The sequence below is a fragment of the Pseudoalteromonas sp. Z9A4 genome, assembly GCF_011378845.1.
GTDB lineage: Bacteria > Pseudomonadota > Gammaproteobacteria > Enterobacterales > Alteromonadaceae > Pseudoalteromonas > Pseudoalteromonas arctica.
Genome location: NZ_WTLA01000036.1, coordinates 1 through 25,973, shown reverse-complemented (window position 1 = coordinate 25,973; position 25,973 = coordinate 1). Strand labels below are relative to the sequence as shown.

The following is a 25,973-nucleotide window of genomic DNA, read 5'->3' as shown; positions in this document are numbered from 1 at the left end:
ATTGTTCTATAAAATAGACAGGTGTAAACCTGCTTATTAGCCGTTAAGCACTTATTTTTCGTGTGTTTTTACAGCTGTCTTCTTTAAGAGCAAAACCACTGCACCCTAAAAATTCACCGTGCTTAGATTTGCGTTTGCGCATTTCGCGCCCACACTTTTCACAAATTGGGTGCTGCGTTTTACATTCTGCATTCACACATTGTGAGTATGTATTTTTATCAACCGATGGGCTACTACAGCTATTACACACTCGCAATTTAGTTTCGCAAATTTGCGTATTAGTACAACTATAATAATCACCATATTGGCCAGTTCTAGGCACTATTAACCCGTCACTGCACGTACTACATTCTCTTTGCTTTAGTTGCGGCTTATTAAATAGTGCGGAACCAATTTGAATGGGGTAATCATCATTTATTAATTCTTTTATAAATGCGGAGCATGCATAAGGGTCGGCAATTAAATACGCTTTATGTTTAGCGCGTGTAATCCCTACATAAAGCAAACGCCTTTCTTCTGAGTGAGTGAATTCATCTTGCTTTGGTAATAACGACTCAACCAGCAAGTTATTTTGATTGTCGCTCGGAAACCCTAATTTACCTTGTTCAAAACCAATAATAATACAATAATCAGCTTCAAGCCCTTTGGCACTATGCAATGTCCAAAAATGGAGAGGGTTTGTATGCTTTTTATCTTTTAAATGCTGTTGCACGCTATTTAGCATGTATCGGTATCGACTAAGTATGGCAATGCTGGCTAATCCATCATTTTTTTGAATAGTGCTTATCGCTTGTTGTACTTTTATTTCTATCGATTTAGTGCCTTGGTATAAGTCGTCTAACAAAATAACTTGGGGTGTAGTTACTTTTGTATGTGTGCTGATCTGCTTTTTATATTGCTCAGGGTTTTGCATTACAAAGCGACCTGCTACATCGCTAATACTATTGTTATATCTAAATGTTTTTTGCAGCATTGTAAGCGAGTGGCTACCCACCAGCTCATTAAAGCGCGTAGTAAGCGCTAAGTTACCACCCGAAAACCGATAAATTGCCTGCCAGTCGTCACCTACTGCGGTAAAGCGTATTCCGTTACCATGCTTTAATATGGCACTTAAAAAAGCCATTCGCGCGCTTGATATATCTTGAAACTCATCAACTAAAATGTGACTCCACACAATATTAAAATCTCCGTTTACCACCGCCTTTGTTGCTTGAATAATCATGTCGTCAAAATCAATGGCATTTTGTGCGCTTAGTTCATTTATATAAGCCTCATGAATTTGCACTAACAAGTTTGCGTATTGTTGATAGTTTTTAATACCACTTTGCTTGATGCGCTGTGCTATTTGCTTATTACTTAGCTGCTCCACTCGAATAGCTTGTAAGCATTTTATGTACTTATCAATCCCTTGCTGTAACTGCCCTGAGTTATTTAAAGTATGAAATATTTCATCGTTACTTAAAGGTATTAACTCAACATTATGCTGCTTCAATTGCTTTGCGAGGGTTTGCTCTAGCTTTCCTTCTACCCAGTTGTAATGAAAGGTTTCGAGTAACGTGGTGCCATTTTGTTTATGCAGTTTACGCTTAAATGCAATTTGCTCGTTATAATGTTTTTTATCTATATCGGCACGTGTATTACCTTGCCTATCAATGCCAAAGTGCTCTAAGTAAATATCATAGTGAGGTATATAAAAATCAGGCTTATATTGCCTATTTAGCTCGGTGCCTTGGTCAAAGTGATAATTCACCTCATAGCTATGCGGCACGCTGTTTAAATGCAGCCAGTTTGAAATTAACACCTCCTGATAACTTTTTACTTTATGACCCGCAAGGCTGCGGTATTCGTTATCGCGTATGTATCGCTCGTACTGTGCATTATCTTTAAAGCTAAATATATCAATTGGCTCATGGAGTAAATCTACAAATACTTTTAAAAATTGTGGCTCGGTTTGTATTTTTTTACTTACCCATGCCGTTAACCAACTATTTAATTGAACAGGGTCTGTTGCAAATTTTGACAATTCGATTGGCTTTTTAGCGCTTTGTAATAGTTTAAGCCCAAGCGCATGAAACGTTAAAATAGTGGGTGCTTTGGTATGTAATTTTGCATATGTGGCGCGTTTAATAAAGCGCTCTTTAAGCTCATTAGCTGCTGTTTTATTATAGGCCAGCACCAAAATTTGCTCGGGCTTTGCAATATCACACGCTATTAAATCTAGCGACTTTGCGACCATCACAGATGTTTTACCTGTGCCTGCTGCCGCTAATACTAAGTTTTTGTCGTTATCACGTATTACTGCTAAACGCTGCTCTGTTGTTAATGGATTTGACTCTACTTGATTAAAAAAATCATTTTTAAGTATCAGTTGTTTTTTTTCATATTTATGGCGCAACTGTGCAATAGCATCAAGGGAATTGGGGGTGGTGCTCAGTATATTTAAAAATTTAAGACTACTTGGCGATAAGTGTTGTTGCCATGTACTTGTACTTTGAGCGTACTGTTTAGCAAGTGAAAACACATCGTTATTAAGTGTTTTTATGGAACTATCACGTAAAAACTCATCTAAAGCATAACGCTTGAGCGAAATCTTTGCGTTATTTACCTTTTGCTCAAGCAAGGCTGAAAATTGCGTGTTAAGGGCAGTATTTAAAGTGTTCGCTTGTGCTTTGTTTAAAAAGCTAATTGATGTATTGCTGCTGTCGCACAAATTAATTTTGGCACTAAATAAACTATTTTTAAGTATTGAGTAATTATAAAAGTCTTTAATTAAAAATGTTCGTGCGGGAGCACGTCTAAAATGCACAACAAGGTGCTCTTGTTCAATACTTACGTGTTTAATACGGGTAAAAAAACGGCCTAGCCAACTTGGAGTAGCAATATACTGCGCCATAATACTCAATATGAAAATATGCTTTAATTGATTGTAACACACTCTTTTATAATAAATTTAGCGCCAAGTTAGTGTTTATTTAATAAGCAATTTGAATAGTGGATTGGTTTTTAAAACTTAGGATTTAATGTTTTATTTACAACCATTAACAAATCTAAACATTTACAAGCGCCTTGTTGTGTAACAATGCACAAATACAAACTGGTCACGGCATATAATTGTAAAAACTATTCTTAATTAAACAATTACTTACTGCCTAATTAAGTGGCTTAAAGGAGCTAACATGCTTAAAAAATGCATTACCACAACGGCTTTAATTTTAGCATTATGCGCTTGCACGTCAGAAACAGAGTCGGATTTAATAAAAACAAAAGGTATTTGGGCAGGTTTTGAACTAGTTTCTGATGGTAACCGCACGCGTGTTAACGCAGAACTAAATGCAGGCGATGCTAATGGCTCTAACATTGTTTTAAGCGATAGCGACTCATTACAAGCTGTTGTTAATAACACTGCTATTGTACTTACAAAAGATACCGACTTTTTAGACGTTGATTACCAAGCATACATAAATGCCACTGACGATAACCAACAGTTTGATATAAAATTTAAACGGGACGATGGTATAAATGCTAATTCGAGCGTGGAGTTGCCTTTAAATTTTATTATTTTAACCCCGAGTAACAATCAAAATTTTGATATTAATAGTCCCCTTACAGTTCAGTTAGATGGCACTGATCCTAATAGTACTAGCCAAGTAGAACTTAGCAGTAGCTGCACTAACAATAATAATGAAACACTTTTACAATCAACGCTTTTTGCGCTTAACACTTCGCGCCTTGAAATAAATCTGCAAAGTTTAGATGTGTTTAGCAGCTCGCAAGTAGATCAAAGTAAAACGTGTGGTTTAACAATTAGTGTGAAACGCGATCGATTCGGTAGTATTTCGGGTGAATACGCAAACCAAAGCTATATTAAATCCCAGCAATCGCGCGCTATAAAAAATATGACTTTAACGTTTTAATTTGCACGCTAATTTACTCAGCGTTAAGCTACACCTTTATTAAGTAACTCTACCAATTGTAATTGCCCTCCTTATTTATAGGAGAGCTAATAACAATTGATATAAAGGTTTATTATGACTAACAGCACATACCCTATTGGCACACCTGGACAAAAATGGAATAACAGCGATAAAGTCCAATGGTTAGCACGCCAAAACATTAAACGCAGTTACCAAAACGAAGTCGTAACGCTAATTAATGACCTTAAGAGCACCTTAGATATAGAGCAATACGGCGAGCTTAATTACGCCGCTGGCACTTACCCATTATACGTATTAAAAACGCCTAACTTTAATGCTAATAAACCAACTGTTTTAATCACCGGTGGTGTACATGGCTACGAAACCAGTGGCGTACATGGCGCACTTAGGTTTTCTAAAACATCGGCTATGCAATATTGCGAACAGTTTAATATTATTGTTGCCCCCTGCATTAGCCCTTGGGGATATGAGACTATAAACCGCTGGAACCCAGACGCTATTGATCCTAATCGCTCATTTTACGACGGCAGCCCAGCTCAAGAATCAGCCGCTATTATGGCGTTTGTAAAATCATTAGGTACTGACTTAATCGCTCATATTGATTTACACGAAACAACAGATAGCGATAACAGTGAATTTAGACCCGCACTCGCTGCGCGTGAAGGCACTACAAATACTAACTGGAACATACCTGACGGGTTTTATTTAGTTGCAGATACCAAAAAGCCTGAGCCAGAGTTTCAAAAGGTCATTATAGAAAGCGTTGCAAAGGTCACTCATATTGCACCGAGCGATGAAAATAACCAGCTAATCGGCGTACCTCAAGAGCAATTTGGTATAATTAACTATGCAGCTCGAGAGTTGGGTTTATGTATGGGCTTTACTGATGCACCCTATGTAACTACTACAGAAGTGTACCCAGATAGCCCAACTGCCACCGATGAAGAATGTATTTTGGCACAAGTCGCCGTTATAACAAGCGCACTGAAATATATAAGTGCAAACACGCAATAAAAACTGCATATAAAAAATGCCCAAGGAGAATATCTACTTGGGCATTTTTTATGAAACTTTACCAATCTTAGTTTTTATAAAACTGACTGTCTTTGGTTATGGTAATACTGACATCTTCCTGCGCTGTTACAATAAATTGTAACTTACTCACTTTACGCTCAATACCGTAACCATCGGCTGTTACAGTAACGGGGACTCTTTTCATCGCACCCGGTTGTACAAGCGTAGATCTCGGACTTGAGAGCGTTGCTCCTGGTAAACCCTCTATGGCAATACTGTAATGCAGTGCTTGCTGAGTTTTATTAATAATAGTAAGTGTATAAGGGTTTTCTACAAGGCCCTCGTAGTTCACTCTGTAGAGCGCATTCCTATCGCGTAGTACTGAGGCTTCTATTGGTGTACGTTGCAGCATCCATGCAAACATCGAAATGATTAACAAAGCCGTTAATGCGCCGTATCCTACTAGTTTTAACCTAAATGGATTGGTTTTTTTACCTTCCATTTGTTTTTCACTGGCGTATTTAATTAAGCCTTTTTCGTAACCAAATTTCTCCATGGTATCGTCGCAGGCATCAATACATAAGCCACAGTTTATACATTCATATTGCAATCCATTTCGAATGTCTATTCCTGCAGGGCATACCTCTACACACAAGTTACAGTCTACACAGTCACCTAAGTTAAGCTCTTTTGGATCAGCTTTGCGTTTACGTGGCCCTCGGCTTTCACCTCGCTCGTTATCATATGTAACAAGCAACGTATCTTTATCAAACATAACAGCCTGAAAACGAGAATAAGGGCAAGCAATTGTGCACATTTTTTCGCGTAAAAACCCTGCATTGCCATAAGTACAAAAAGCGAATAAAAACACCCAAAAGCTCGTTATACCTGACCATTCAAACGTAAGCATTTCCATATACAAACTTTTTGCCGGAATAAAATATGCCATAAACGAGGTCGCAGTTAAAACTGAAATAATAATCCACGCACTGTGCTTAGTTATTTTTTTGCGCCAAGTGCTTAGCGTCCACTGTGATTTATCTAATTTAATTCGCTGATTTCGAGTGCCTTCTATGCGTTGCTCTACCCACGAAAACATGAGCATCCATATTGTTTGCGGGCACGTATAACCACACCAAACCCGACCAAGCCAGTTAGTTACAAAAAATAATGCAAAAGCCCCCACCATAAATAGCAGGGCTAAAATCATAAAATCTTGAGGAAGGAGTGTTAGACCAAAAATAGTAAAGGTTTGCGTTGCCACATCTAGCAGCACAGCTTGTTGTCCGTTATATTGGATCCACGGTATTGCTATAAAAGTTAGCATTAACAGCCAACCTAAATTACGACGTATGCGCTGAAAAAATCCTTTTTGCTCGCGGATATAAATTGGCCCTTCGGTGTTATAGGGCTTAATGATCATGTCTTCTTCTTTAATATCAAACTTCATAGTACTTGCTTCATAATGACGGGTATTATGCAAGTAATTGCAACTTTCAGACCAAGCTGAAACTTTATTTACATCATTGATATTAAACAGTTTATTTCAACGCAACAAAATAAAATTCGCGACATTAAACGCGCTTCGCGATATGTCACGAATTTTTAGCAATCCCTAACTTTCGCATTTTTGAGCGTAGTGTACTCTCAGGTAAGCCCAATTTAACTGCTGCCCCTTTATCACCCGATATTTGCCAGTACGATAACGCGAGAACAGAGGTTATATGCTGCTTTTGGGCCTCATCAAGCGTAAGTGAAGGGTTAATAACTACTTCACCACCCGCTTGCAAAGGCTGACTTAGCTGTAGTACAGCCTGATTAGATAAAATAGCTTCGCGTTCAAGTACATTTTGCAGCTCTCTAATATTGCCTGGCCAATTGTAGGCTTGCAGCTGTGTAATTGCTTTTTTACTTAGCCCTTTTAAGTGTTTACCCAGTCGTTTATTTATCTGCGCAATTAAATTAGCGCATAAATAAGGAATATCCTCTTTTCGATCTTTAAGGGCGGGTACTTTTATAGGAAATACATTAAGCCGATAATACAAATCAATTCTAAACGTGCCTTTTTGTACCATTTCCCACAGGTCGCGGTTAGTCGCTGCAATCACTCTAATATTTACTTTTAGCGTATTGCTGCCACCCACACGTTCAAACTCTTGTTCTTGCAGGACTCTCAGTAATTTACTTTGCGCCTCAAGTGGAAGCTCTGCTATTTCATCTAAAAACAAGGTGCCTTTATCAGCAAGTTCAAAACGCCCTTTACGGCGTTCATTTGCACCTGTAAACGCGCCTTTTTCATGGCCAAAAAGTTCCGATTCTAGCAAACTTGGGGTAAATGCGGCGCAATTTACTTTTATAAAGGCTTGTTCGCTACGCTTGCTTAGTCGATACAAATTACGAGCTACTAATTCTTTACCCGTGCCATTTTCGCCAAGTATAAGCACTGTGCTGTCGGTTTCACTTACCAGTTTTATTTGATCTAACATGGTTTGAAATATATGACTTTGTCCAACTAGCCCTGAGTCTTGCCAATCTTCGTTAAGTTCTGCAATTAAGTAGTTGTTTTCATCTTTTAGCTGCTCACTTAAATGCTTTACTTGCTCAAGTGCCTCTTGCAGTGCATTTTGTGTTTGCTGTTGCAGTGATATGTCGCGAAATACCGCTACAGCACCAATTAACTCATCATTTTGATAAACCGGTGTTGAGGTGTATTCTACTGCAAATGAGCTACCGTCTTTACGCCAAAAAACTTCATTTTTAACTTCACGACGCTTTCCGTCAAACATGGTGCAGTAAATTTGGCATTCATCAGCGGGATAAGGTGTGCCATCAGCATGAGTATGGTGATGATATTGATGTATTTTTTTACCTAATAGTTCCTCAGCGCACCAGCCTGTCATGCGCTCAGCGGCAGGATTAACAAACACCGCATTACCCGACAGGTCAAAACCGTATATGCCCTCACCTACTGCGTTTAGCAATAATTTAGGATCGTTTAAAAATTGTTTTATCATAAATGCACCTCGCGAAATATCGCGAGCATTATGGCAATTTTATACATTAAGTGCACTCATTACTTAAAATGCACTTACGTGTAAATTAAAACGCTATAAATAGTGCTGAAATAGCGTTTTTACATCTATTTTTGCACCTAGCCTTGCGGCTATTAAGTAAAGCCCTGCAAGTTTTCGGTGAATAAATAGCGCATCAACGGGCGGTGTATGCCATTGCTGAGATTGCCCACTAAGAGCAAGCCCTGCATTTTTAATTTTGAGCGCGAGTTCGCTATTTTTAAAATCAAATTCCCCCTCTGCTCTCAGTGGCTCGCACGCCATTAAGAATAAATCAATGACGTTGTTTTTATATTCATCAACTAAGTCATTTTTAAAATAACCAATGCGTGAAGCCGCTCTAAGTACACCTTCTCTGTTGTTTTCACTACCCGCTTTAAATAAAGCTAAATAAGCGCGGCTAAGCTCGGTTGATATTTCTCGCGTTGCACCAAAATCAAATAAGACAATTTTTTGTGTATCAAGCTGATAATGAAAGTTGGCAAAGTTAGGGTCGGTTTGAATTAATTTAAATTCAAACATTTCTTTAAAAAACAAATCAATAAGTTGCTTTGCAACAAAGCTTTTTTGACTATCAGGTAGCTCTGTAATGCTCTCAATGGGCTCTGCTTTTATATATTCCATAGTAAGTACTTGTTGTGTGCTGTGCTCTGGATATACGTTAGGCACTTTAAAGTGGGGATTACTTGCTAGTGCATTTTTATAACGTATTAAGTACTTAGCCTCCCGCTTATAATCAGCCTCGGCTAATAACTGCGCTTTAGCCTCACTAATAAGTGGTTTAATATTAAGACCTTTTGGCAATAATCGAGAAATCGTTAATAAAGAAATAACGTTATCGACATCACTTACTACACTTTTTGCAATACCAGGATATTGAATTTTAACAGCTAGCTGATCGCCATTTTCTCTATAAGCTAAATGAACTTGCCCTATAGAAGCTGCAGCAAAAGGCCTTAATTCAATATGAGAAAAACGCGCTAGCCAGTCATCTCCCCATTGCTCTTTTAATACCGCTACAAGTTGCTTATGAGGCATTGGGTTGGCATCTGAGCGCAGTAAAGCAAGTAATTGAGCTAATTCAGGACTGAGTAAGTCACCGGCATCCATTGAGAGTAATTGCCCAAGCTTCATTGCCGCACCACGTAAATGTGATAACTGTATGGCTAGCTTTTCAATATTTTTAGGTTGTAGTAGCAAGCTTTTATTGTCCCAACCTTTACCGGTTAGCGCGCTCTTAGCGCCATCAACTAACATATTGGTAGCAACACCTGTGGCAAGTGAGCCTAATTTTGCAAAGCGAGAAAGCCGAGAAGTGGGAACAGTACGAGGAGCCGCCATAATATTAAAACCTAATTAGCCTGAAAGTCAGGCTAATTAATACGTATATTGTAAGTAGGTAGATCTACTTATAGACGAGGTACTAGCTTAATTGCACCTTCAACCACTTTCATATCAAGTGGAAGCTTACTAAGTAGCATCATTTTAGGGTCATCCATATTTAGAGTATAAACAGGGTTAACCGCTAAAAAAGCATTAATCACATCCATTGCTTGGCTATCAAGTGCACCTAAATTACCTTTAAAACCACCGGCATCAACACTCGAATCAAGTAACTTAATATTACGTAAAAACACCGCTTTTTTCTCACTGTCGTAAAATGGGCTGCCTTCAATTTGTAGCTTTAAACGCACTGGGTATTTAAGTGCGAATGCATTAATTTCAGCGCTTGAATCGGCACCAAGCACAACAACATCGCGGTTATCAGGTCCAATATTTACACTTAAGTCGTTTACATCAAACTGAACCGGTAAACCCATTAAGCTTACTTTTTCACTTAACTTTGGTAATTGCTTACCCAGTACAGACTCAACCTCAGAGTTAGTAAATGAATATACTGATATGCCTTGCGTGGTATTACAGGCAGTTAAAAATAACGCTGCAATAATAACTAAAATTCTCATGAGAACCCTTTTGTTTATAAATTAGTGGTACATAAAAAAGCCGCTATTAAAGCGGCTTATTAAAATAGTAACCAGCATATATTACGCTGGTTCTAGGGCGTGTTGACCTTTGTGGATTGAAATTTGTTCAATCTAGGGTCGATTTAATCGCGGCGTGAGGTTTGTAACCTAGCGGGCTAAGTCAAAACCGAGCAACAAAGAGTTAATCGTCCCTAGAAAGAACCCAAAGGGCAGCGCATGTTTGGCATTTATGCTGCGTTATCGCCTATTTATGGGGAATAACCACACTACATAGACTCTGCCTTGCCTAAATACCAAACAGTCTGCTGCAAATTCAACCACGAAAGGTCAACACGCCCTAGTGTATTAAGCTGCAAGTGTCGCTTTAAGTCGCGTTAGTGTGTCAGGTTCAACTGAACCAGCACTGAGCGCTAATAACTGTTTTAAATAATAGTTTAAATCAGCATGTTCGCCACGATGTTTGTCATCTAACATGGCTACTTGTTCTGCCATTCTAAGTGACTTATCGGTTGAACTTACGTTCGCTAATATTTCCATGCGCGTAATAAGTTGATCTGTATTTAATGCTGTTTTAAGTGGTGCTTGATACTGACTTGGCAACGCTTCATTATTTTCAAGTGCTGTAATTAACGCATCTAGATTAGCTTGCTCTGATTTGCTTGTAAGCAATGCAAGTTTATCGTCAATAGCTGCTAGTAGCTTAGTAACTTTTGGCGCTAACGATCTAAATTGCGTGTACCCTTTCACTTTTGTTTCTAGGTCGTGCAACTGTGCTCTTTGATTTACATCGCTAAGTGCTGCTTCAAGCTCAGCAAGTTCTGCAACTGCTTGTTTATCTGACTCATTTTGATCAAGTTTTTGCTGCTCAAATTCACTACTACGTTTAGTAAATGTTTCATCGTTAAATTGACGAAATTTTTGCCATAACGCATTTTCAGCTTTTAAACCTGCAAAACCAATTGTTTGCCATTGCTGCTGCATTTGCTTCAACTCTTGGCACGCAGCGGCTAAATCATCGCTTTGTGATAATTGCTGCGCTTTTTCTACTAGCTCATTTTTAAGTGCAGAATTACTTTTATGAAATGCGTTTAATAAAGCCAGTACTTGTTGTTGCTCGCTTTTATAACGATCGTTTAGTGTACGGTATGTTTTAGGGTCAACTTTACCTACACTGCGCCACGCTTTGTTTAAACGATTGTATTGGCTTTCATATTGCTTCCAATCAAAGTCATCCTCAGCCGTAGGCTGTAAATGAAGCGCGTGCATGTCGTTAATAATACTTTCGCGTTGTGCTTTTGACGCTTCGCGTTGTACTTCTTGCTCTGCAAAGTAACTACGACAAGGTGCAAATAACAGCTCGATTTTTTCATCAAACTGTACGCCTTGTTGCTTTTCTTCATCTGTATCTAAGCGACCTAACTCATTCCAACGTTTGCGTAGCACTTTTACTTGCTCTGCACGTTGTTGTGGGTCAGTACACTCTTCACTTACTAATGCGCTTACTTCTTCTAATAAAGCTTCACGCTTTGGTGCTGCAGCGTATTTTTGCCAATCTTTAGCATCTGCAAGTTGCGCTTCAAGTTCCGCTTTTATGTTTGCAAGCGGCTGTTGATATTGCTCAGTAAGTGTATTAAATAACTCTTCAAACCCTTTAAACACGCCAAAGGCAACATTAAATCGACCTTCTTCAATTAGGCGTTTAACATCACGAGCTTTGCGTTTTGCTTGGCTTTGGTTTTTTTCAAGTGGCTTAACTAGCTCATTCATTGGTGCTAAAAATTGCTTTTTATACGTATTTAACTGTGTTTTAAAGGTACTTTGCAGTGCGCTATCTAAAATATTCAAATGACTACGCGCTGCTTTAAAACCATTATTAAATTCAGTTAGAGTTGAATCGTATTGTGCTAAATCTTCTGCTGGCTTAATTTCGCATAATGCTGCAAAAGCGAGTTTGTACTCTTTAATAGCCGTTGTTAGCTCAGGTAACTTAGCAACTTGAGTAAATAGTTTTTCTAACTTGCTTACAGCCAGTTTAGATTGCGCATTATTAGCAAGTTCTGTTTCGCTAATAGCTTGCTTAGCTTGCGCTACTTTTCCATCAAGCCAATCTTGCTGAATTTGCTCTGGTGTTTCAAGGCCTAGCTGTAAGGCGTTTTCTATTTCTTCACTTAACGCTTCAACAGTTGCAAGCGCTAGCAATTGGCGCTGTTGTAGCGCTAATTTTTGCTGCTCTTTGTCGTGTATCGCTTTTAGCTGTTCAATGTGTGCATCTAACTTAGTGGTAATCGAAATATATTTTTCGTCAAGAAGCTTAACACGCTCATCACTTAGCCATTTGAGATCAAGTGCTTGCCACTGGGCCATTAATTCACCGGCTTGTGGATTTACAACACCAAAATCTGTTTTTTCACGTAAGGCATTTAACTTAGCTAAAATAACACGTGTTGCACTTTCAACCTGTAGTGGCATTTCTATTGCTAAACGCTCATTTTCAATATGCGTTTCAAGTGCTGCTTTTGCACCACCCTTTGCATGCTTTACTAATGGCTTAATTAATTGATGGGTAATAACAAGTTCAACTAATTGAGTTTGTAGCTCTTCGCTACCTTCTTTAAATGCTTTTTCTACTAGTTTTGGATTTGCTAAACGTTTTAATAATTTAACGCGTACTTGCAGTTCTTTTTCTGCAAACGCTAACTTTTCGAGTGTTTTAACGGGTGCAAAACGTTCTATGTATTCGTTTTTAATTTGCGGTGTTAGTGCACTCTCGCTATTTAAAACAGCATTAGATATTTGAAGCTCTGCTATATCTTTTAATGCTTGATCTTGTTTATACGCTTTCCACCAAAGTGGTAACTCGTTTACTTTTTGTAGTGCTTTGCGGCGTATTTCAGCTGAGCTGTCTTCAAGTGCTAACGTGTTTAATATGGTTGCATCACGTTCAATGTCTAATTTTTCGATAGCATCAAGACGTACTTGTTGCTTAGGGTGTTTCCATTTCGGTGTAAAAAGGTGCTTAAAGATCATGTTCACTAAACCTAGCTATTTCGTTGTCTGATTTAAATTCTTTTTGTAGTTGAGCTTTTGTCTTTTGGATCATTTCACCATTAGCACCAATCGTAAATTGCTCGTTTGATTGAGCCACTTTTGCTTGATACAACATAACCAACTGCACTGTTTGTTGCTTTTGCTCGTCTGATAAAACGGTACCGTCTGGCCATTTGCCAGTTGATGCACCGTATTGTAAGCGTTCGAATAATTCGGGAGTAATATTTTGTACAAGATTGTCGATATTCATGTCATTTTTTCTTTTTTAGAGTCACTAAAACAATTCGGTTTATAAGATACCAAATACACCCTACGCCAATAGCCGCAGTATAAGCATACCACTGAAGCGTTTTTTCTTGCGGTTGTAAAAAGTATAAACAGAAAAAACCACCTAAAAATAAGATAAGCGCCAAAAAGGAGTGATTTATAAACATCTGCTTTTTTTTAATTCGCTGTTCGCGCTGAAGTTGCAAAACTTGCTCGTCGTTTAGCTCTGCAATGTTGCTTTCGCAATGCGGACATTGCTTATGTTTATCTGAAATTGATTTTGCACATTTTGGGCAACGAATAATCGCCATACTTCTCTCCATACTACGCATAAAAAAAGCGCCTTTCGGCGCCTTTATTGTACTTGTTTTATTTCTCGTTGTCTTTTTTGAATTCAAACCAATAACTAATTTTGGGGCGATAATTTTCTAAGTTGCCCACTAAGTTTAATTACTCTGCGTCTTTTGACTGCTTCTCTAAGCGTTTTTCCCAGAACGTGGCGTTTTTAATGCCTAATTTAACTGGATCAAATATGATTTTTCCGCCTTTTTTCTTCTGTTCTTCATAATCGCTCAAACATAACAAAGCAGGCTTAGCTACGAAGAAAATAGCTAAAATACCTAGTATGTTAATCCAGGCCATTAAGCCAACGCCAATATCACCAATAGTCCAGATATAACCTGAATTGTTTACCATGCCGTATGCAACCATAAACATAATCACAAACTTCACGATAACAAGCGGAATACTGCCTTTAAAATAACGATTTAAATAAGCAATATTAGTCTCTGCAATAAAGTAATAAGCAAGTATTGTGGTAAAAGCAAAGAAGAACAATGCGATGCCAACAAATGCCTGCCCAAAGCTACCAAATACACTAAATAGAGCCATTTGAGTAAAGGCTGCTGAACCCACTTCAGTGGCTGCATCAACATTTTGAACAATAAATTGCCCTGCTGGTAACTCACCCACAATGTTATATTGCTGCGTTATTAAAATCATCAACGCTGTTGCTGTACACACAAAGATGGTATCAACGTAAACAGAGAAAGCTTGTACTAACCCCTGTTGAGCAGGGTGATCAACTTCTGCTGCCGCTGCTGCATGAGGCCCAGTACCTTGGCCTGCTTCGTTAGAATATATACCGCGTTTAACGCCCCAACCAATAGCAGCACCAAAACCGGCCTGCGCAGTAAACGCATCACTAATAATTAAATAAAATATATCACCCACTTTATCTAAATTTAAAAATACTACGATTAGTGCCAATACTATGTAACCAAGCGCCATAAATGGCACTACTATTTGCGTAAAGTTCGCAATACGCTTTATTCCGCCGAAAATAATAAACGCCAAAACAATAAGGATAATTGCCAAAGCGACCAATTTAAAGCTGCCTACGTCACCAAAGCTAGTAGAAACCATATTGCCATCGCCAAACACTTGAGTAAACGCATTACCTACTGCATTTGCTTGTACGCCTGGCAGAAAAACACCACATGCAATAATTGCCGAAACAGCAAATAAAACAGCTAGCCATTTTTGCCCTAAACAACGGTCAAAATAATACGCTGGGCCGCCACGATATTGCCCGTTTTCTTCTGTTTTATAAATTTGGCCTAAAGTAGATTCTGCATATGCGGTACTTGCACCTAGAAAAGCAACAACCCACATCCAAAAAATAGCACCAGGTCCACCAAAACCGATAGCTGCTGCAACACCTGCGATATTACCAACACCGACTCGTCCAGACAACGATACTGCAAGGGCTTGAAAAGATGAGATACCTTTATCAGACGTGTTTGGACTAAATAATAACTTACACATTTCTTTAAAATGTCTAACTTGAGCAAATCGAGTTAATACTGAATAAAACAAGCCTGCGCCTAGGCATAAATAGATGAGTGCATTACTCCAAACAACATCATTAACAGCGCTTACAAAAGCTTCCATGGATATCCTCTATAGTTATATTTATTATTTTTAATTACGAGACTCTGCTTTAGCTACTACGCAACATAAGTTTCACGAAATAAGGTTTTACCTCTCCCGTCCCGACTCATTATTTAATTAATCTTAACTTAAGTACCCCAACTTTGTTAACACTTAATTTTCAAAATATCTAATTACGTAGCTATTGTAAGGCACTACATCAGCAGTATTTAAAGGAAAGTAGATTGATTTGTACCGATACGGTGATGATACGCGGCGAAGAAACGTTAAAAACGTTTTGGAATGAAGTTGCTATATGATTATTATTTTTTGTAAAAGGGATTTTACTAAAAGCAAAAAGGGCATCAAAACTATTGATACCCTTCAAATAAATGTTTTATCTTAAATTATCAACAACATTAACAATTGCCGCTAACGTATCTTGACCAAATTGATACGAACGACGGTCCGACCAGCCATAGTCTGGATCAGGTAAATCGTTGTTGTCTTTAAATGGCATTTCAATTGTGTACGTTAATGCTTTGAACTCTTCAGCAGTAGCTGATGAACCTACCGTAAGGTTAGCTTGGCCGGGCTCATCTTTTGGATAGCCATGCTCATCTTGAAACTCTGGAGTAATAGTTAAAAGCGCAGCTTTAAAGCTATTTTCAAGGCCTTTAAGACGGGCATCGTAACTTGGAATACCTTCACTGCCTGCCACAAAGTTATACGGAATAGCTTCATCGCCGTGTATATCTAAGTGCATATCTAAGCCAGCTTCGCGCATTTTATTTAGTACTAGGTAAACCTCAGGGCTATTTTCCATGCTTGGTGTCTGCCATTCACGGTTTAAGTTAACGCCTTTAGCATTAGTACGCAGATGTCCGCGTGCGCTGCCATCTGGATTCATATTTGGCACAACGTAAAACACTGCTTTTGATAGAAGCGCAGCTGCATGTGGGTCTTCGTCATCAAGAAGTTTGTGCAGCAGACCTTCAACATACCACTGCGCCATTGTTTCACCTGGATGTTGACGTGCTGTGATCCAGATGTTTTTCTTGTCGTCACTTGGCTCACCAATTTTAAGCACACTCATATCGCGGCCATCAAGTGTTTCACCAAGCGTTATTAATTGGCAAGCGCCTTGGCTTTGTGCCCAAGATAATAAATCTAAATGGCGGTCGTAACTGTATGGTGCAAAGTAAGCAAAATACACGCTGCCGCACTCTGGTTCAATTTCAAAGCTTAATGTGCCATTTTCATAGCTTGATGGTACACGAAACCATGTTTGGCGGTCATATGATGCAACGGCTTGATACCCTTCCCAACCATCTGGGTAAGCTGATTTATCAAGCTCATTAATATTTAACTTATGCAATTGGTAAGGCGTTGTTTCAAGACGAAAGTGAAACCACTGATAAAATTCAGACTGATGATCTTTATTAATTTCTAATTGAATATTTAAAGGATCGGTGGCTTCAATAACTTTGATATTACCACTGTCGAAATTGCTGCTGATTTTCATGAAAAAAACCTTTAGGTTGAATAAGTTTATCTGCTTATTAATTCACAGAACTGACATTATTTTGTAAATAGTAAAACGAATGTGCATTTTCTTAATTAAAGCCTATCACAAGGCATACGCTTTAAAAATAATACACGACCAAAAAAGCCAGCAATATGCTGGCTTTTAAGTCACTGCAAATAAATTAGCGAGGTAAGCTTGGGAATGACACTTCGGCCATATCGCGCATACAACGAACTACTTGGCAGCTGTAACCAAACTCATTGTCGTACCATACATATAAAACAATACGGTTATCTTCAACAATCGTTGCTTGTGAATCAACAACACCTGCGTAACGGCTACCTACTAAATCGGTAGAAACAATTTCCGTTGATGCTGTGTAATCAATTTGGTCACGTAAGTCTGAATGAAGTGCAGTATCGCGTAAAAATGCGTTTAGCTCTTCAACTGATGTGCTTGTTGCTAAGTTAAGGTTCAAAATAGCTAGCGACACATTAGGTGTAGGTACGCGGATTGCGTTACCTGTTAATTTGCCTTCAAGCTCTGGTAATGCTTTTGAAACCGCTTTTGCAGCCCCTGTCTCAGTAATTACCATGTTAAGTGCTGCGGCACGGCCACGGCGCTCTGCTTTGTGGTAGTTATCAATAAGGTTTTGATCGTTCGTGTACGAGTGTACAGTTTCAACATGGCCATTATTAATACCAAACTTATCGTTTAGTGCTTTAAGCGTTGGTGTAATTGCATTGGTTGTACAGCTTGCTGCACAAACAATTTTATCTTCAGGTAAAATATCTTTGTTATTAACACCATATACGATGTTTTTGATATTACCTTTTGCAGGAGCTGTTAATAATACTTTTGCAGCGCCCTTACACTCTAGATGCTGGCCAAGGCCCGCTTCGTCTTTCCAAATACCGGTGTTATCAACAATTAATGCATTGTCGATACCGTATTGAGTGTAATCAATTTCGCTAGGAGAGTTAGCGTAAATAACCTGAATGTAGCTACCGTTGGCTTTAATTGCGTTACGTTCTTTATCAATAGTGATTGAGCCATTGAATGGACCGTGTATTGAATCACGACGCAGTAAGCTTGCACGCTTTTCAAGATCACCCTCTTTACCGCCACGCACAACAATAGCGCGCAAACGTAAATCTGAATATGGACCTGATTTTTCAATTAATAAACGCGCTAGTAAACGACCAATACGACCAAAACCATACAATACAACATCGCGTGGTTCTTTCGCTGGTAAGTCAGCTATTTCTGCAAGTTCATCTTTTACAAATTCTTCTACTGAGCGGCCTTTTGCAGCTTCAGTGAACAAATAACTATATGCAAGCTTACCAATATCAATACGTGCAGAGTTTAATTCCATTTTGCTGATAGCTTCTAAAAATGGAAAGCTTTCACGCAAACGTAATTTAGTGCCTTCAAACTGAGCAACGGTTTTGTGAGATTTGATAATATCGATAGTACTGGCATTTACGAGAGGACGGCCATATACAGCGATTTCGATACCACGATTACGGTAAAGTTTACCAATGATTGGTTGCATGCTTTCTGCGTAATCTTGGCGCTCTTGCCAACTATTTGTGTATTCTAACTCGTGAGATGAGGTCATTTTATTTACCTAAGTTTATCATTTTGAACGGATAGCCTTTAAAAATGCACTATATTTTGAGAGTAATGCACTTCAGGCAGGGCTATTCTAATTTAATCTGAAGTTATTCTCTACTGTTAGGCGTTAAATGATTGCGTTAGAATAACAAGGTAGATATTCATTTGGGGTTAAGGGATGCTTAAAAAAGCAAGTGTACTATTGGGTTTGCTAACGTTGACAGGGTGTGAAGAACCCTTGACACTCGCACAAGTGTGCAAAGAAACACCTGGCTTTTGTAGCGACTTAAACAAAGACAGTCACTGTAAGGATGAGCGTTCTGATGTAATTATCAAACGTTACATAGAATACAAAGACCCTACTGATGAAAATAAATACCAATTACTCAAGGACTTTGAATCCTATAACCAATGTATAACTGTGGCTGCCAAAATTGAACATATTAAGTTAAAAGCTAAAAAAACGTCACGTATTGACGGTCAATTAACGAGCATTAAAGAAATGACTCGGTTATACCAAGATACCCAAAATACGAACCATCCAGGTTTGCTCTACTACCAGTGGTCACGAAATAATAACCAAAACGCACTGACTAAATTATTGGCGATAGAAAATGACAAAAGTGTAACGCAAAGTGCCGAAATGCAATTTTTTTTAGCATCGTACTATATTAAGTTCGACGATGAAAAAACCATCGATTTGCTTTATAAAACTTTAGAACTCAATAAAAAAGACAACGTACCGAATCCTGAAGTGTATACATCACTTATTAGTCTTTTTTATAAACATGATAAATTTAAGCATGCATATATATTTTCTAAAGTAGCGCAAATGTCGGGGATTGAAAATATTGACGTGTTTGAAATTGAGCAGCAATTAATAACGAATGGTAAAAGCTTAGACAGCCTAGATGTACTTGCAGAGCAAACATTTCAGCAAATAATGGCAGGTGATTTTGTATCTCCTCGAGAGTTTTAATTTATAATCGCAAAAATAACCTAATACCAATCTGCTTATATATGGGGTCTATTTAACGTTAAGGAAATTACGCTAGAACTAGGCAAAAATTTTTGTATCTAGTTATTCTAAATAAAACATTTTTAACGACGTTATAGTGCAATTTAATTCGTCAAATTGATCAAAGATTTATGCAGGTTGGTATAATTTAATAACTAGGTTATTCAGGCAAATAAAAAGGCAGCTTACGCTGCCTTTTTTTATTTTGCTTTGCTTGTGCCCACTTCTACGCGGGTTTTAAGCTTTTGACCTGGTCGAAAAGTCACCACGCGACGTGCCGAAATAGGAATATCTTCGCCTGTTTTCGGGTTGCGGCCTGGTCTTTCTTTTTTGTCTCGAAGATCAAAGTTACCAAATCCAGAGAGCTTAACCTGCTCGCCTTTTTCTAGCGCTGAGCGGATTTCTTCAAAAAACGCTTCAACTAAATCTTTGGCATCTTTTTTATTGATCCCGAGCTTTTCAAATAGGTGTTCAGCTATGTCGGCTTTAGTAAGCGCCATATCTAGTCCCTCAACGATGCATTAAACTGTTCGGCCAATTCGGCCACCACGTTATCAACTACTAGATTGATATCTTTCTCTTCGAGTGTTCTATCAACCGCTTGCAGTGTTAGAGCAATCGCCAAACTCTTATAATTTGGCTCAATACCTTTGCCCTTATACACATCGAATAAGTTTAGGTCAACCAATTGATTTCCGCCAACTTTTTCGATCACGCTTAAAATGTCGCCAGATTTAACGCTGTCTGCCACTAAAATCGCGATGTCGCGGCGATTTGAAGGGAATTTAGACACCCCTTCTGCTTGCGGTAAATTTCTTTTTTCTATTGCTGACATTTCAATTTCAAAAACAAAAGTTGCGTTGTTGATATCTAACGACTTTTGAGCTTGAGGATGTAAAGCACCAAAAAAACCAACCTTTTTGCCATCAACATATATTACAGCTGATTGACCAGGGTGAAGTCCATCTGACTGCTCGGCTTTAATTTCAAAGCGAGTAACGTCATTAGTAATTGCAAGTAAGGCTTCAACATCACCTTTTAGGTCGTAAAAATCAACGTTACGTTTTTCTTCAACCCAATGTTCACCATTTACAAGACCCGTAATAACGCCGCCAATAACCGGGACTTGGTAAACACCATTTTCTGCACTTTCGTCGCTTATAAATTTAAGACCATGTTCGAATAAACGAATACGAGGCTGTTGGCGATTTTGGTTATACGCTACAGACGCTAATAAACCCGGCATTAAACTTACACGCATCGCTGACATTTCAATTGAAATAGGATGCGGTAATACCATTGCTTTACACTCTGGGTGTAAAATAGCTTGTGCTTTAGGGTCTACAAAGCTGTATGTAATTGCTTCTTGGTAACCACGAGTCACTAACGTATTGCGGAACTTGCTAAGCGCAATAGTTGCTTCGTTATGTGTCGTCATTTTAAGTTTTGCAGTTGGTGCAACATTTGGAATGCTGTTGTAACCGTAAACACGTGCTACTTCTTCAATTAAATCTTCTTCGATGCGAATATCAAAACGGTAGCTTGGTACGTCCGCACTCCAGCTTTCATTTTCTACTTTAACATCAAGACCTAAACGCGTAAGAATATCTGTTACTTTAGCATCTTCAATATGATGACCAATAACACGGTCTAAACGTGCGCGACGAAGACGTACTTCAGTCACTTTTGGTAGTTTGTCGGCCGCAACAGCTTCAACTACAGGGCCTGCTTGACCACCTACAATCTCAAGAAGAAGTGCTGTTGCACGTTCCATTGCATCATGTTGTAGAGCAAAATCAACACCGCGTTCATAACGGTGTGAAGCATCAGTGTGTAAACCGTAGCTACGTGCTTGCCCTGCAATTGCTACAGGATTAAAAAATGCGCTTTCAAGTAATATATCAGATGTTTTATCTGTAACACCTGATTGCTCACCACCAAAAATACCTGCAATGGCAAGTGCTTTGTTATGATCGGCTATCACAAGTGTTGTGTCGTTTAATTTAGCGGTGTTACCGTCTAATAAAACAAGTTCTTCACCTGCGTTTGCACTACGTACTTTAATACCACCTTCAATCGCATTTAAATCAAACGCGTGCATTGGATGACCAAGTTCAAGTAATACATAGTTTGTAACATCAACTACGGGGTCGATTGAACGTACGCCACTACGACGTAGCTTTTCAACCATCCATAGTGGTGTTTCTGCGTCAAGGTTAATGCCTTTTATCACACGACCAAGGTAACGAGGACATGCATCTTCATTAACTAGCTCAATTGATACTTTGTCATCAATTGTTGGAGTAACAGCTGGAATATCTAATACATTTACATCAATACTATTTAAAACACCTACTTCACGTGCTAAACCTTTTATACCTAAACAGTCACCACGGTTTGGTGTTAAATCAACATCTATAATATTATCATCAAGACCTAGGTAGTCACGTAAATCAGTGCCTACTGGTGCATCGCTTGGCAATTCCATAATGCCGTCGCCTTCTTCGCTAATACCTAGCTCAACAAAAGCACATAGCATTCCGTTCGAAGGTTGACCGCGTAGTTTGGCTTTTTTAATTTTAAAGTCACCAGGCAGTACAGCGCCCACAGTTGCAACAGCAACTTTAATACCTAAACGACAATTTGGTGCACCACACACGATATCAAGTAGCTCGTCGCCACCTACGTTAATTTTGGTAACACGCAGTTTATCTGCATCAGGGTGTTGTCCACATTCAACAACTTCACCTACAACTACGCCATTAAATTTGGCAGCAGCAGGCTCAACGCCATCAACTTCTAAACCAGCCATTGAAAGCTGTTCCGAAAGAGCTTGCGTATCAATAGCAGGATTAACCCACTCTCTTAACCACTTTTCACTAAATTTCATTTTATTGTTTCACTCTTAACGGAACTGGTTCAGGAATTTTAAGTCATTTTCGAAAAATGCACGCAAATCGTTTACGCCATAGCGCAACATAGTTAAACGCTCTACACCCATACCAAAGGCAAAGCCGGTGTATTTTTCTGGGTCAATGCCCACAGACTTAAGTACATTTGGATGTACCATGCCGCAGCCTAGTACTTCTAACCACTTACCGTCTTTACCCATAACATCTACTTCAGCTGAAGGTTCTGTAAATGGGAAGAATGAAGGACGGAAACGAATTTCCATATCTTCTTCAAAAAAGTTACGTAAAAAATCATGCAAAATACCTTTTAGCTCAGTAAAGCTAACATCGGTATCAACCATTAAACCTTCAACCTGATGGAACATAGGTGTGTGTGTTTGATCGTAATCGTTACGGTATACACGTCCAGGTGAAATAATGCGCAGTGGTGGCTGCTCAGTTTCCATAGTACGAATTTGCACGCCACTTGTTTGTGTGCGTAGTACTAATTTAGGATTGAAATAAAAGGTATCATGATCAGCACGTGCTGGATGGTGCTCTGGAATATTTAGCGCATCAAAGTTATGAAAATCGTCTTCGATTTCTGGACCAGATTTAACTTCAAAACCTAATTCACCGAAAAAGCTTTCTATGCGCTCAATAGTGCGCGTAACTGGGTGTAAACCGCCAGTAGGCATAACACGCCCTGGTAGAGTTACATCTATAGTTTCAGCAGCTAGTTTTTCTTCAAGTGCTTTACTTGCTAGCAACTCACGCTTTTCGTTGATAGCAGCTTGTACATCTTGTTTAGCTTGGTTTATAACTTGGCCTGCTTCTTTACGTTCTTCAGGTGCTATTTTACCTAACGTTTTAAGTAAGCTAGTGATTTCGCCTTTTTTACCAAGGTAATTAACCCTGATATCTTCTAACTGCGCTATTTCACTGGCACTGGCTACCGCCTCAAGTGCTTGCGCTAATATGTTTTCTAAGTTCATTCGATACCTGATCTTTCACAGAAGGTGATTGCTTAAGAGCGTGTTGGCCTTTCAAGATTGCTTTACAACAGTGTGGTTGGTTATTAAATAAGGTTAAGCATTGGACTGTAGTTTCCTACATAAGTGATGCAATAACGCTAAATAAAGACCAAACACATGCAGTTTGAAGTGTTTATCTCGGAGGCTACGTTCTTTGTTGTTCGGGTTTCGCATATAAATACTACGCTAAAGCCCTCACGACGCGATTAAAGCACTCTTAAGTTAAACAAATTCCAATCAGGAAAGGTAAACACGCTCTGATAATAGCTTATGATAACTGAAAGAAGGGTCTAGATTCTAGACCTACTACAGCTTTAACGTTGATTTTATAAAAGGAATAGTTAATTTTCGCTGTGCTGCCATAGATGCATGATCTAATTTGTCGAGTACATCTAATAAAGCACGCATATCACGGCTTAAACGGGTTAGTAAAAAGCGTGCACACTCATCACTTAATTCAAGGCCGCGCATATGAGCGCGCTTAACAAGTGCTTGTGCTTTATCGTCGTCACTCATAGAACGAATTTGAAAGGTTGTTCCCCACGTTAAGCGAGACTCTAAGTCAGGCAGCGAGATATTAAGCATGCTAGGAAGTAAATCGGCAGTTACTACTAACATTTTTCCGGGTTCGTTAAACCGGTTAAAAAAGTTGAATAGTGCTTTTTCCCATGCATCATTGCCTGCAACTAAATGCACGTCATCAATACATAGAACATCAAGTGCTTCTAAACCGTCTAATACCATAGGTCCAAAGTCAATTACTTCGCGCATAGACAGCAGCATATTAGATAGGCCACGCTCTTGTGCTTTAATGCAGGTTGCATACAAAAGGTGAGACTTACCCGAATCACCTAACCCACATAAATAAGTATACTGAAACTTTTTAGCTAACTTCGAAAAGCTATCTTTTAAATGGTTAACCTCTAACGAATCTTCCCCACCAAAGTACGATGCAAATGTTTCGTCATCCGGCAAGGTAACCGGTAATGCCATTTGCATCGGCTCAGAAGTTAGCATTATGGCGTTATCCATTGATACTCTAAGCTATTTTTATCAACAACATGATAAAAATCGCGTGGATCCTCATAATCTTTAAATGAGGAGTCTAACCCTAACCCTTTTTTAAGATCGCTTAGGTTACCAGTGTGGTTTAGTTTAAATTCTACAAATTCTGGTGTTTTACGAACAATTTTAACTTGCGTAACAACGCTTAAGTTCAATAATCTTTGTTTTGCTAATTCAATATCAACAAAACTTTGCGTGCCTTTTAATGTTAGCGTGGCCGCGGCTTGTTCATAATAAGCATTTGGATCAATAGCGTACTCGCTTGCAAGGCCTCGAGCTAAGGTATCAATCATTTGACTCACTATTTGCTGCTTATCGCCCGTTAATCTATTTGAATCAAATTGATCATCATTAGTAAAACGCCAATCTAAAATCCAATTTTCGCTATCTGCTTCTTTATACATTCTTGCTGTAATACTTCGCTCAGCACTGTAGCGTCTAGAGGCCTCTTCTACTGGTTCTGAAAAGTTACCCCATACCTCAGGAATACCTACTAAACGTCTATCTTGTAAATCAAGTAATGGCACAACGACAGGTAGACCACGGCGTCCTGCTTTGTCATAAATTAACTGCTCTAATTGCGGGTAACTTTCTTGTGTTACTAATTCTCTGCGCCAATTGTCTTCAATACCTAACCATATTGCGACTAATGGCCGTTGTACTCCCCACAGAGGTAAATTTAACTCTTTGATTAACGCATTGATCTTTCGAGCTTCAAATTTAACAACGAGTTTCAATTGTCCATTTACTCTCTCGTCATATTCAAACTTGAGCATATAGTCAGAAATATCTTTAGTGCGTTGCTGTGCTAATTTATTTTGATCCGCAGTTTCATCTCCGCTTACTTTCACTAAAACATTGAGCAAAGCTTTACGACTCGCAGCTAATCGAGTGTCTCGTGTTTTGTCATCCACTTTTAAAATATCTTGATATAGATCAGTTACTTCAACTGCCGACACAGAAAAACAAAATAAAATGGATATGGCGCTAATTAATAATCTATACACAGGCTGTTAGTTCTTGGTTTTAAACTGATTTGATCCTAAATCAAAGACAGTAACAAAGCAAAATTAAATTTGTTATCTAAGGAAATGAAAGTAATTAGCTTTTATAGAAAGTAAAAAAGATTAAATATGAATAAGATAGTTGAGTGAGTTGTACGCTATTCACCTACATTTAACTTTACTACACTTTTCAAAACGCGAACCTCTCGGGTTTAGTTAGATCATGAAGGTATTTAATGTAAGTACTTGATGATTTTATGGTATAGATTATTCGTTATTCGCTCGCATTTAACCTTTCTTCAGACGTAAAAAATCGTTAGATACGGGCTCTCTACAATGTGAAGCTTGTAAATGTCGTGGTTGGAGAGTCACGTAGCAAATGCTGCTGTATTGGCTGACTGAGTTATTGAGGGATTTTGTTGTGATTTTAGCGTCGGGAGTCGCTTCGCTCGCCCGACTTACGTGCTAGGTATTGATGTGAGTGTGTGTTAATTGCGCACATTTCACTTTTCTGCAGACGTAAAAAAGCCCGAATCGTTAGATTCGGGCTTTCTACAATTT

At 38.7% G+C, this 25,973-nt stretch carries 19 protein-coding genes; 3 read left to right on the top strand and 16 right to left on the bottom strand.

All coding sequences use genetic code 11. The annotated features are described in order from the left end of the window. Nucleotides 1-43: 43 nt before the first annotated feature. Nucleotides 44-2,893, bottom strand: coding sequence for a UvrD-helicase domain-containing protein (locus GQR54_RS17970; RefSeq protein ID WP_166379415.1), 2,850 nt, complete (start codon nucleotides 2,891-2,893; stop codon nucleotides 44-46). Nucleotides 2,894-3,176: 283 nt separating this feature from the next. On the opposite strand from GQR54_RS17970, the gene GQR54_RS17965 reads away from it, so the two are divergent. Both GQR54_RS17965 and GQR54_RS17960 read left to right on the top strand, forming a co-directional pair. Beyond that, on the top strand, nucleotides 3,177-3,914 hold the full coding sequence (locus tag GQR54_RS17965) for a hypothetical protein (protein WP_166379413.1): 738 nt from the start codon (nucleotides 3,177-3,179) through the stop codon (nucleotides 3,912-3,914). A gap of 114 nt (nucleotides 3,915-4,028) precedes the next feature. Further along, on the top strand, nucleotides 4,029-4,949 hold the full coding sequence (locus GQR54_RS17960) for a M14 family metallocarboxypeptidase (protein ID WP_166379411.1): 921 nt from the start codon (nucleotides 4,029-4,031) through the stop codon (nucleotides 4,947-4,949). Between the two features lie 67 nt (nucleotides 4,950-5,016). On the opposite strand, the gene ccoG is transcribed toward GQR54_RS17960, so the two are convergent. The 10 genes from ccoG to GQR54_RS17910 all read right to left on the bottom strand — a co-directional run bounded on the left by ccoG (nucleotide 5,017) and on the right by GQR54_RS17910 (nucleotide 18,404). Continuing rightward, nucleotides 5,017-6,399: a cytochrome c oxidase accessory protein CcoG gene (gene ccoG, locus GQR54_RS17955; RefSeq protein WP_166379409.1), complete on the bottom strand. Its 1,383-nt coding sequence runs from the start codon at nucleotides 6,397-6,399 to the stop codon at nucleotides 5,017-5,019. 145 nt (nucleotides 6,400-6,544) lie between these two features. Further along, entirely contained in the window at nucleotides 6,545-7,963 is a 1,419-nt protein-coding gene (locus GQR54_RS17950) for a sigma 54-interacting transcriptional regulator (RefSeq protein ID WP_166379407.1), read from the bottom strand. Nucleotides 7,964-8,056: 93 nt separating this feature from the next. Next, nucleotides 8,057-9,361, bottom strand: a complete 1,305-nt coding sequence (locus GQR54_RS17945) for an AarF/ABC1/UbiB kinase family protein (protein WP_166379405.1) — start codon at nucleotides 9,359-9,361, stop codon at nucleotides 8,057-8,059. Between the two features lie 68 nt (nucleotides 9,362-9,429). Beyond that, a complete protein-coding gene (locus tag GQR54_RS17940) occupies nucleotides 9,430-9,984 on the bottom strand; it encodes a DUF1439 domain-containing protein (protein WP_002960677.1) in 555 nt (184 codons plus the stop codon). Between the two features lie 366 nt (nucleotides 9,985-10,350). Next, the gene (locus GQR54_RS17935) at nucleotides 10,351-13,032 is read right to left on the bottom strand and encodes a DUF349 domain-containing protein (RefSeq protein WP_166379403.1); all 2,682 of its coding nucleotides are present in this window, start codon (nucleotides 13,030-13,032) and stop codon (nucleotides 10,351-10,353) included. After that, on the bottom strand, nucleotides 13,022-13,303 hold the full coding sequence (locus GQR54_RS17930; protein WP_007378333.1) for a DUF1315 family protein: 282 nt from the start codon (nucleotides 13,301-13,303) through the stop codon (nucleotides 13,022-13,024). The genes GQR54_RS17935 and GQR54_RS17930 overlap by 11 nt, the downstream gene beginning before the upstream one ends. A 1-nt stretch (nucleotide 13,304) precedes the next feature. Further along, nucleotides 13,305-13,631, bottom strand: coding sequence for a hypothetical protein (locus GQR54_RS17925; RefSeq protein ID WP_007580349.1), 327 nt, complete (start codon nucleotides 13,629-13,631; stop codon nucleotides 13,305-13,307). Nucleotides 13,632-13,770: 139 nt separating this feature from the next. Then, complete coding sequence (locus tag GQR54_RS17920) at nucleotides 13,771-15,273, bottom strand: alanine/glycine:cation symporter family protein (protein WP_010554016.1); 1,503 nt, start codon at nucleotides 15,271-15,273, stop codon at nucleotides 13,771-13,773. 376 nt (nucleotides 15,274-15,649) lie between these two features. Then, nucleotides 15,650-16,777: a M14-type cytosolic carboxypeptidase gene (locus GQR54_RS17915; RefSeq protein WP_166379401.1), complete on the bottom strand. Its 1,128-nt coding sequence runs from the start codon at nucleotides 16,775-16,777 to the stop codon at nucleotides 15,650-15,652. A 184-nt stretch (nucleotides 16,778-16,961) separates the two neighbouring features. Beyond that, nucleotides 16,962-18,404, bottom strand: a complete 1,443-nt coding sequence (locus tag GQR54_RS17910) for a glyceraldehyde-3-phosphate dehydrogenase (protein WP_010554014.1) — start codon at nucleotides 18,402-18,404, stop codon at nucleotides 16,962-16,964. 174 nt (nucleotides 18,405-18,578) lie between these two features. On the opposite strand from GQR54_RS17910, the gene GQR54_RS17905 reads away from it, so the two are divergent. Further along, nucleotides 18,579-19,379: a DUF2989 domain-containing protein gene (locus GQR54_RS17905; RefSeq protein ID WP_024593069.1), complete on the top strand. Its 801-nt coding sequence runs from the start codon at nucleotides 18,579-18,581 to the stop codon at nucleotides 19,377-19,379. Between the two features lie 239 nt (nucleotides 19,380-19,618). Here GQR54_RS17905 and ihfA read toward each other — a convergent pair whose 3' ends face one another. The 5 genes from ihfA to GQR54_RS17880 all read right to left on the bottom strand — a co-directional run bounded on the left by ihfA (nucleotide 19,619) and on the right by GQR54_RS17880 (nucleotide 25,415). Continuing rightward, nucleotides 19,619-19,918 carry an integration host factor subunit alpha gene (ihfA, locus tag GQR54_RS17900; RefSeq protein WP_002960690.1) on the bottom strand — a complete coding sequence of 100 codons (300 nt, stop codon included), beginning with the start codon at nucleotides 19,916-19,918 and terminating at the stop codon, nucleotides 19,619-19,621. A 2-nt stretch (nucleotides 19,919-19,920) separates the two neighbouring features. Further along, entirely contained in the window at nucleotides 19,921-22,308 is a 2,388-nt protein-coding gene (pheT, locus tag GQR54_RS17895; protein ID WP_007580344.1) for a phenylalanine--tRNA ligase subunit beta, read from the bottom strand. A 15-nt stretch (nucleotides 22,309-22,323) separates the two neighbouring features. After that, nucleotides 22,324-23,304, bottom strand: a complete 981-nt coding sequence (pheS, locus tag GQR54_RS17890) for a phenylalanine--tRNA ligase subunit alpha (RefSeq protein ID WP_002960692.1) — start codon at nucleotides 23,302-23,304, stop codon at nucleotides 22,324-22,326. 345 nt (nucleotides 23,305-23,649) lie between these two features. Then, nucleotides 23,650-24,360, bottom strand: coding sequence for a DnaA regulatory inactivator Hda (hda, locus tag GQR54_RS17885; RefSeq protein WP_007580342.1), 711 nt, complete (start codon nucleotides 24,358-24,360; stop codon nucleotides 23,650-23,652). Next, nucleotides 24,360-25,415: a DUF2066 domain-containing protein gene (locus GQR54_RS17880; RefSeq protein WP_166379399.1), complete on the bottom strand. Its 1,056-nt coding sequence runs from the start codon at nucleotides 25,413-25,415 to the stop codon at nucleotides 24,360-24,362. The genes hda and GQR54_RS17880 overlap by 1 nt, the downstream gene beginning before the upstream one ends. Nucleotides 25,416-25,973: the final 558 nt, after the last annotated feature.

Coding starts and splice junctions, on each gene's coding strand:
- GQR54_RS17970 (WP_166379415.1), bottom strand. CDS start 2,893: ATGGCGCAGTATATTGCTACTCCAAGTTGGCTAGGCCGTTTTTTTACC.
- GQR54_RS17965 (WP_166379413.1), top strand. CDS start 3,177: ATGCTTAAAAAATGCATTACCACAACGGCTTTAATTTTAGCATTATGC.
- GQR54_RS17960 (WP_166379411.1), top strand. CDS start 4,029: ATGACTAACAGCACATACCCTATTGGCACACCTGGACAAAAATGGAAT.
- ccoG (WP_166379409.1), bottom strand. CDS start 6,399: ATGAAGTTTGATATTAAAGAAGAAGACATGATCATTAAGCCCTATAAC.
- GQR54_RS17950 (WP_166379407.1), bottom strand. CDS start 7,963: ATGATAAAACAATTTTTAAACGATCCTAAATTATTGCTAAACGCAGTA.
- GQR54_RS17945 (WP_166379405.1), bottom strand. CDS start 9,361: ATGGCGGCTCCTCGTACTGTTCCCACTTCTCGGCTTTCTCGCTTTGCA.
- GQR54_RS17940 (WP_002960677.1), bottom strand. CDS start 9,984: ATGAGAATTTTAGTTATTATTGCAGCGTTATTTTTAACTGCCTGTAAT.
- GQR54_RS17935 (WP_166379403.1), bottom strand. CDS start 13,032: ATGATCTTTAAGCACCTTTTTACACCGAAATGGAAACACCCTAAGCAA.
- GQR54_RS17930 (WP_007378333.1), bottom strand. CDS start 13,303: ATGAATATCGACAATCTTGTACAAAATATTACTCCCGAATTATTCGAA.
- GQR54_RS17925 (WP_007580349.1), bottom strand. CDS start 13,631: ATGGCGATTATTCGTTGCCCAAAATGTGCAAAATCAATTTCAGATAAA.
- GQR54_RS17920 (WP_010554016.1), bottom strand. CDS start 15,273: ATGGAAGCTTTTGTAAGCGCTGTTAATGATGTTGTTTGGAGTAATGCA.
- GQR54_RS17915 (WP_166379401.1), bottom strand. CDS start 16,777: ATGAAAATCAGCAGCAATTTCGACAGTGGTAATATCAAAGTTATTGAA.
- GQR54_RS17910 (WP_010554014.1), bottom strand. CDS start 18,404: ATGACCTCATCTCACGAGTTAGAATACACAAATAGTTGGCAAGAGCGC.
- GQR54_RS17905 (WP_024593069.1), top strand. CDS start 18,579: ATGCTTAAAAAAGCAAGTGTACTATTGGGTTTGCTAACGTTGACAGGG.
- ihfA (WP_002960690.1), bottom strand. CDS start 19,918: ATGGCGCTTACTAAAGCCGACATAGCTGAACACCTATTTGAAAAGCTC.
- pheT (WP_007580344.1), bottom strand. CDS start 22,308: ATGAAATTTAGTGAAAAGTGGTTAAGAGAGTGGGTTAATCCTGCTATT.
- pheS (WP_002960692.1), bottom strand. CDS start 23,304: ATGAACTTAGAAAACATATTAGCGCAAGCACTTGAGGCGGTAGCCAGT.
- hda (WP_007580342.1), bottom strand. CDS start 24,360: ATGCTAACTTCTGAGCCGATGCAAATGGCATTACCGGTTACCTTGCCG.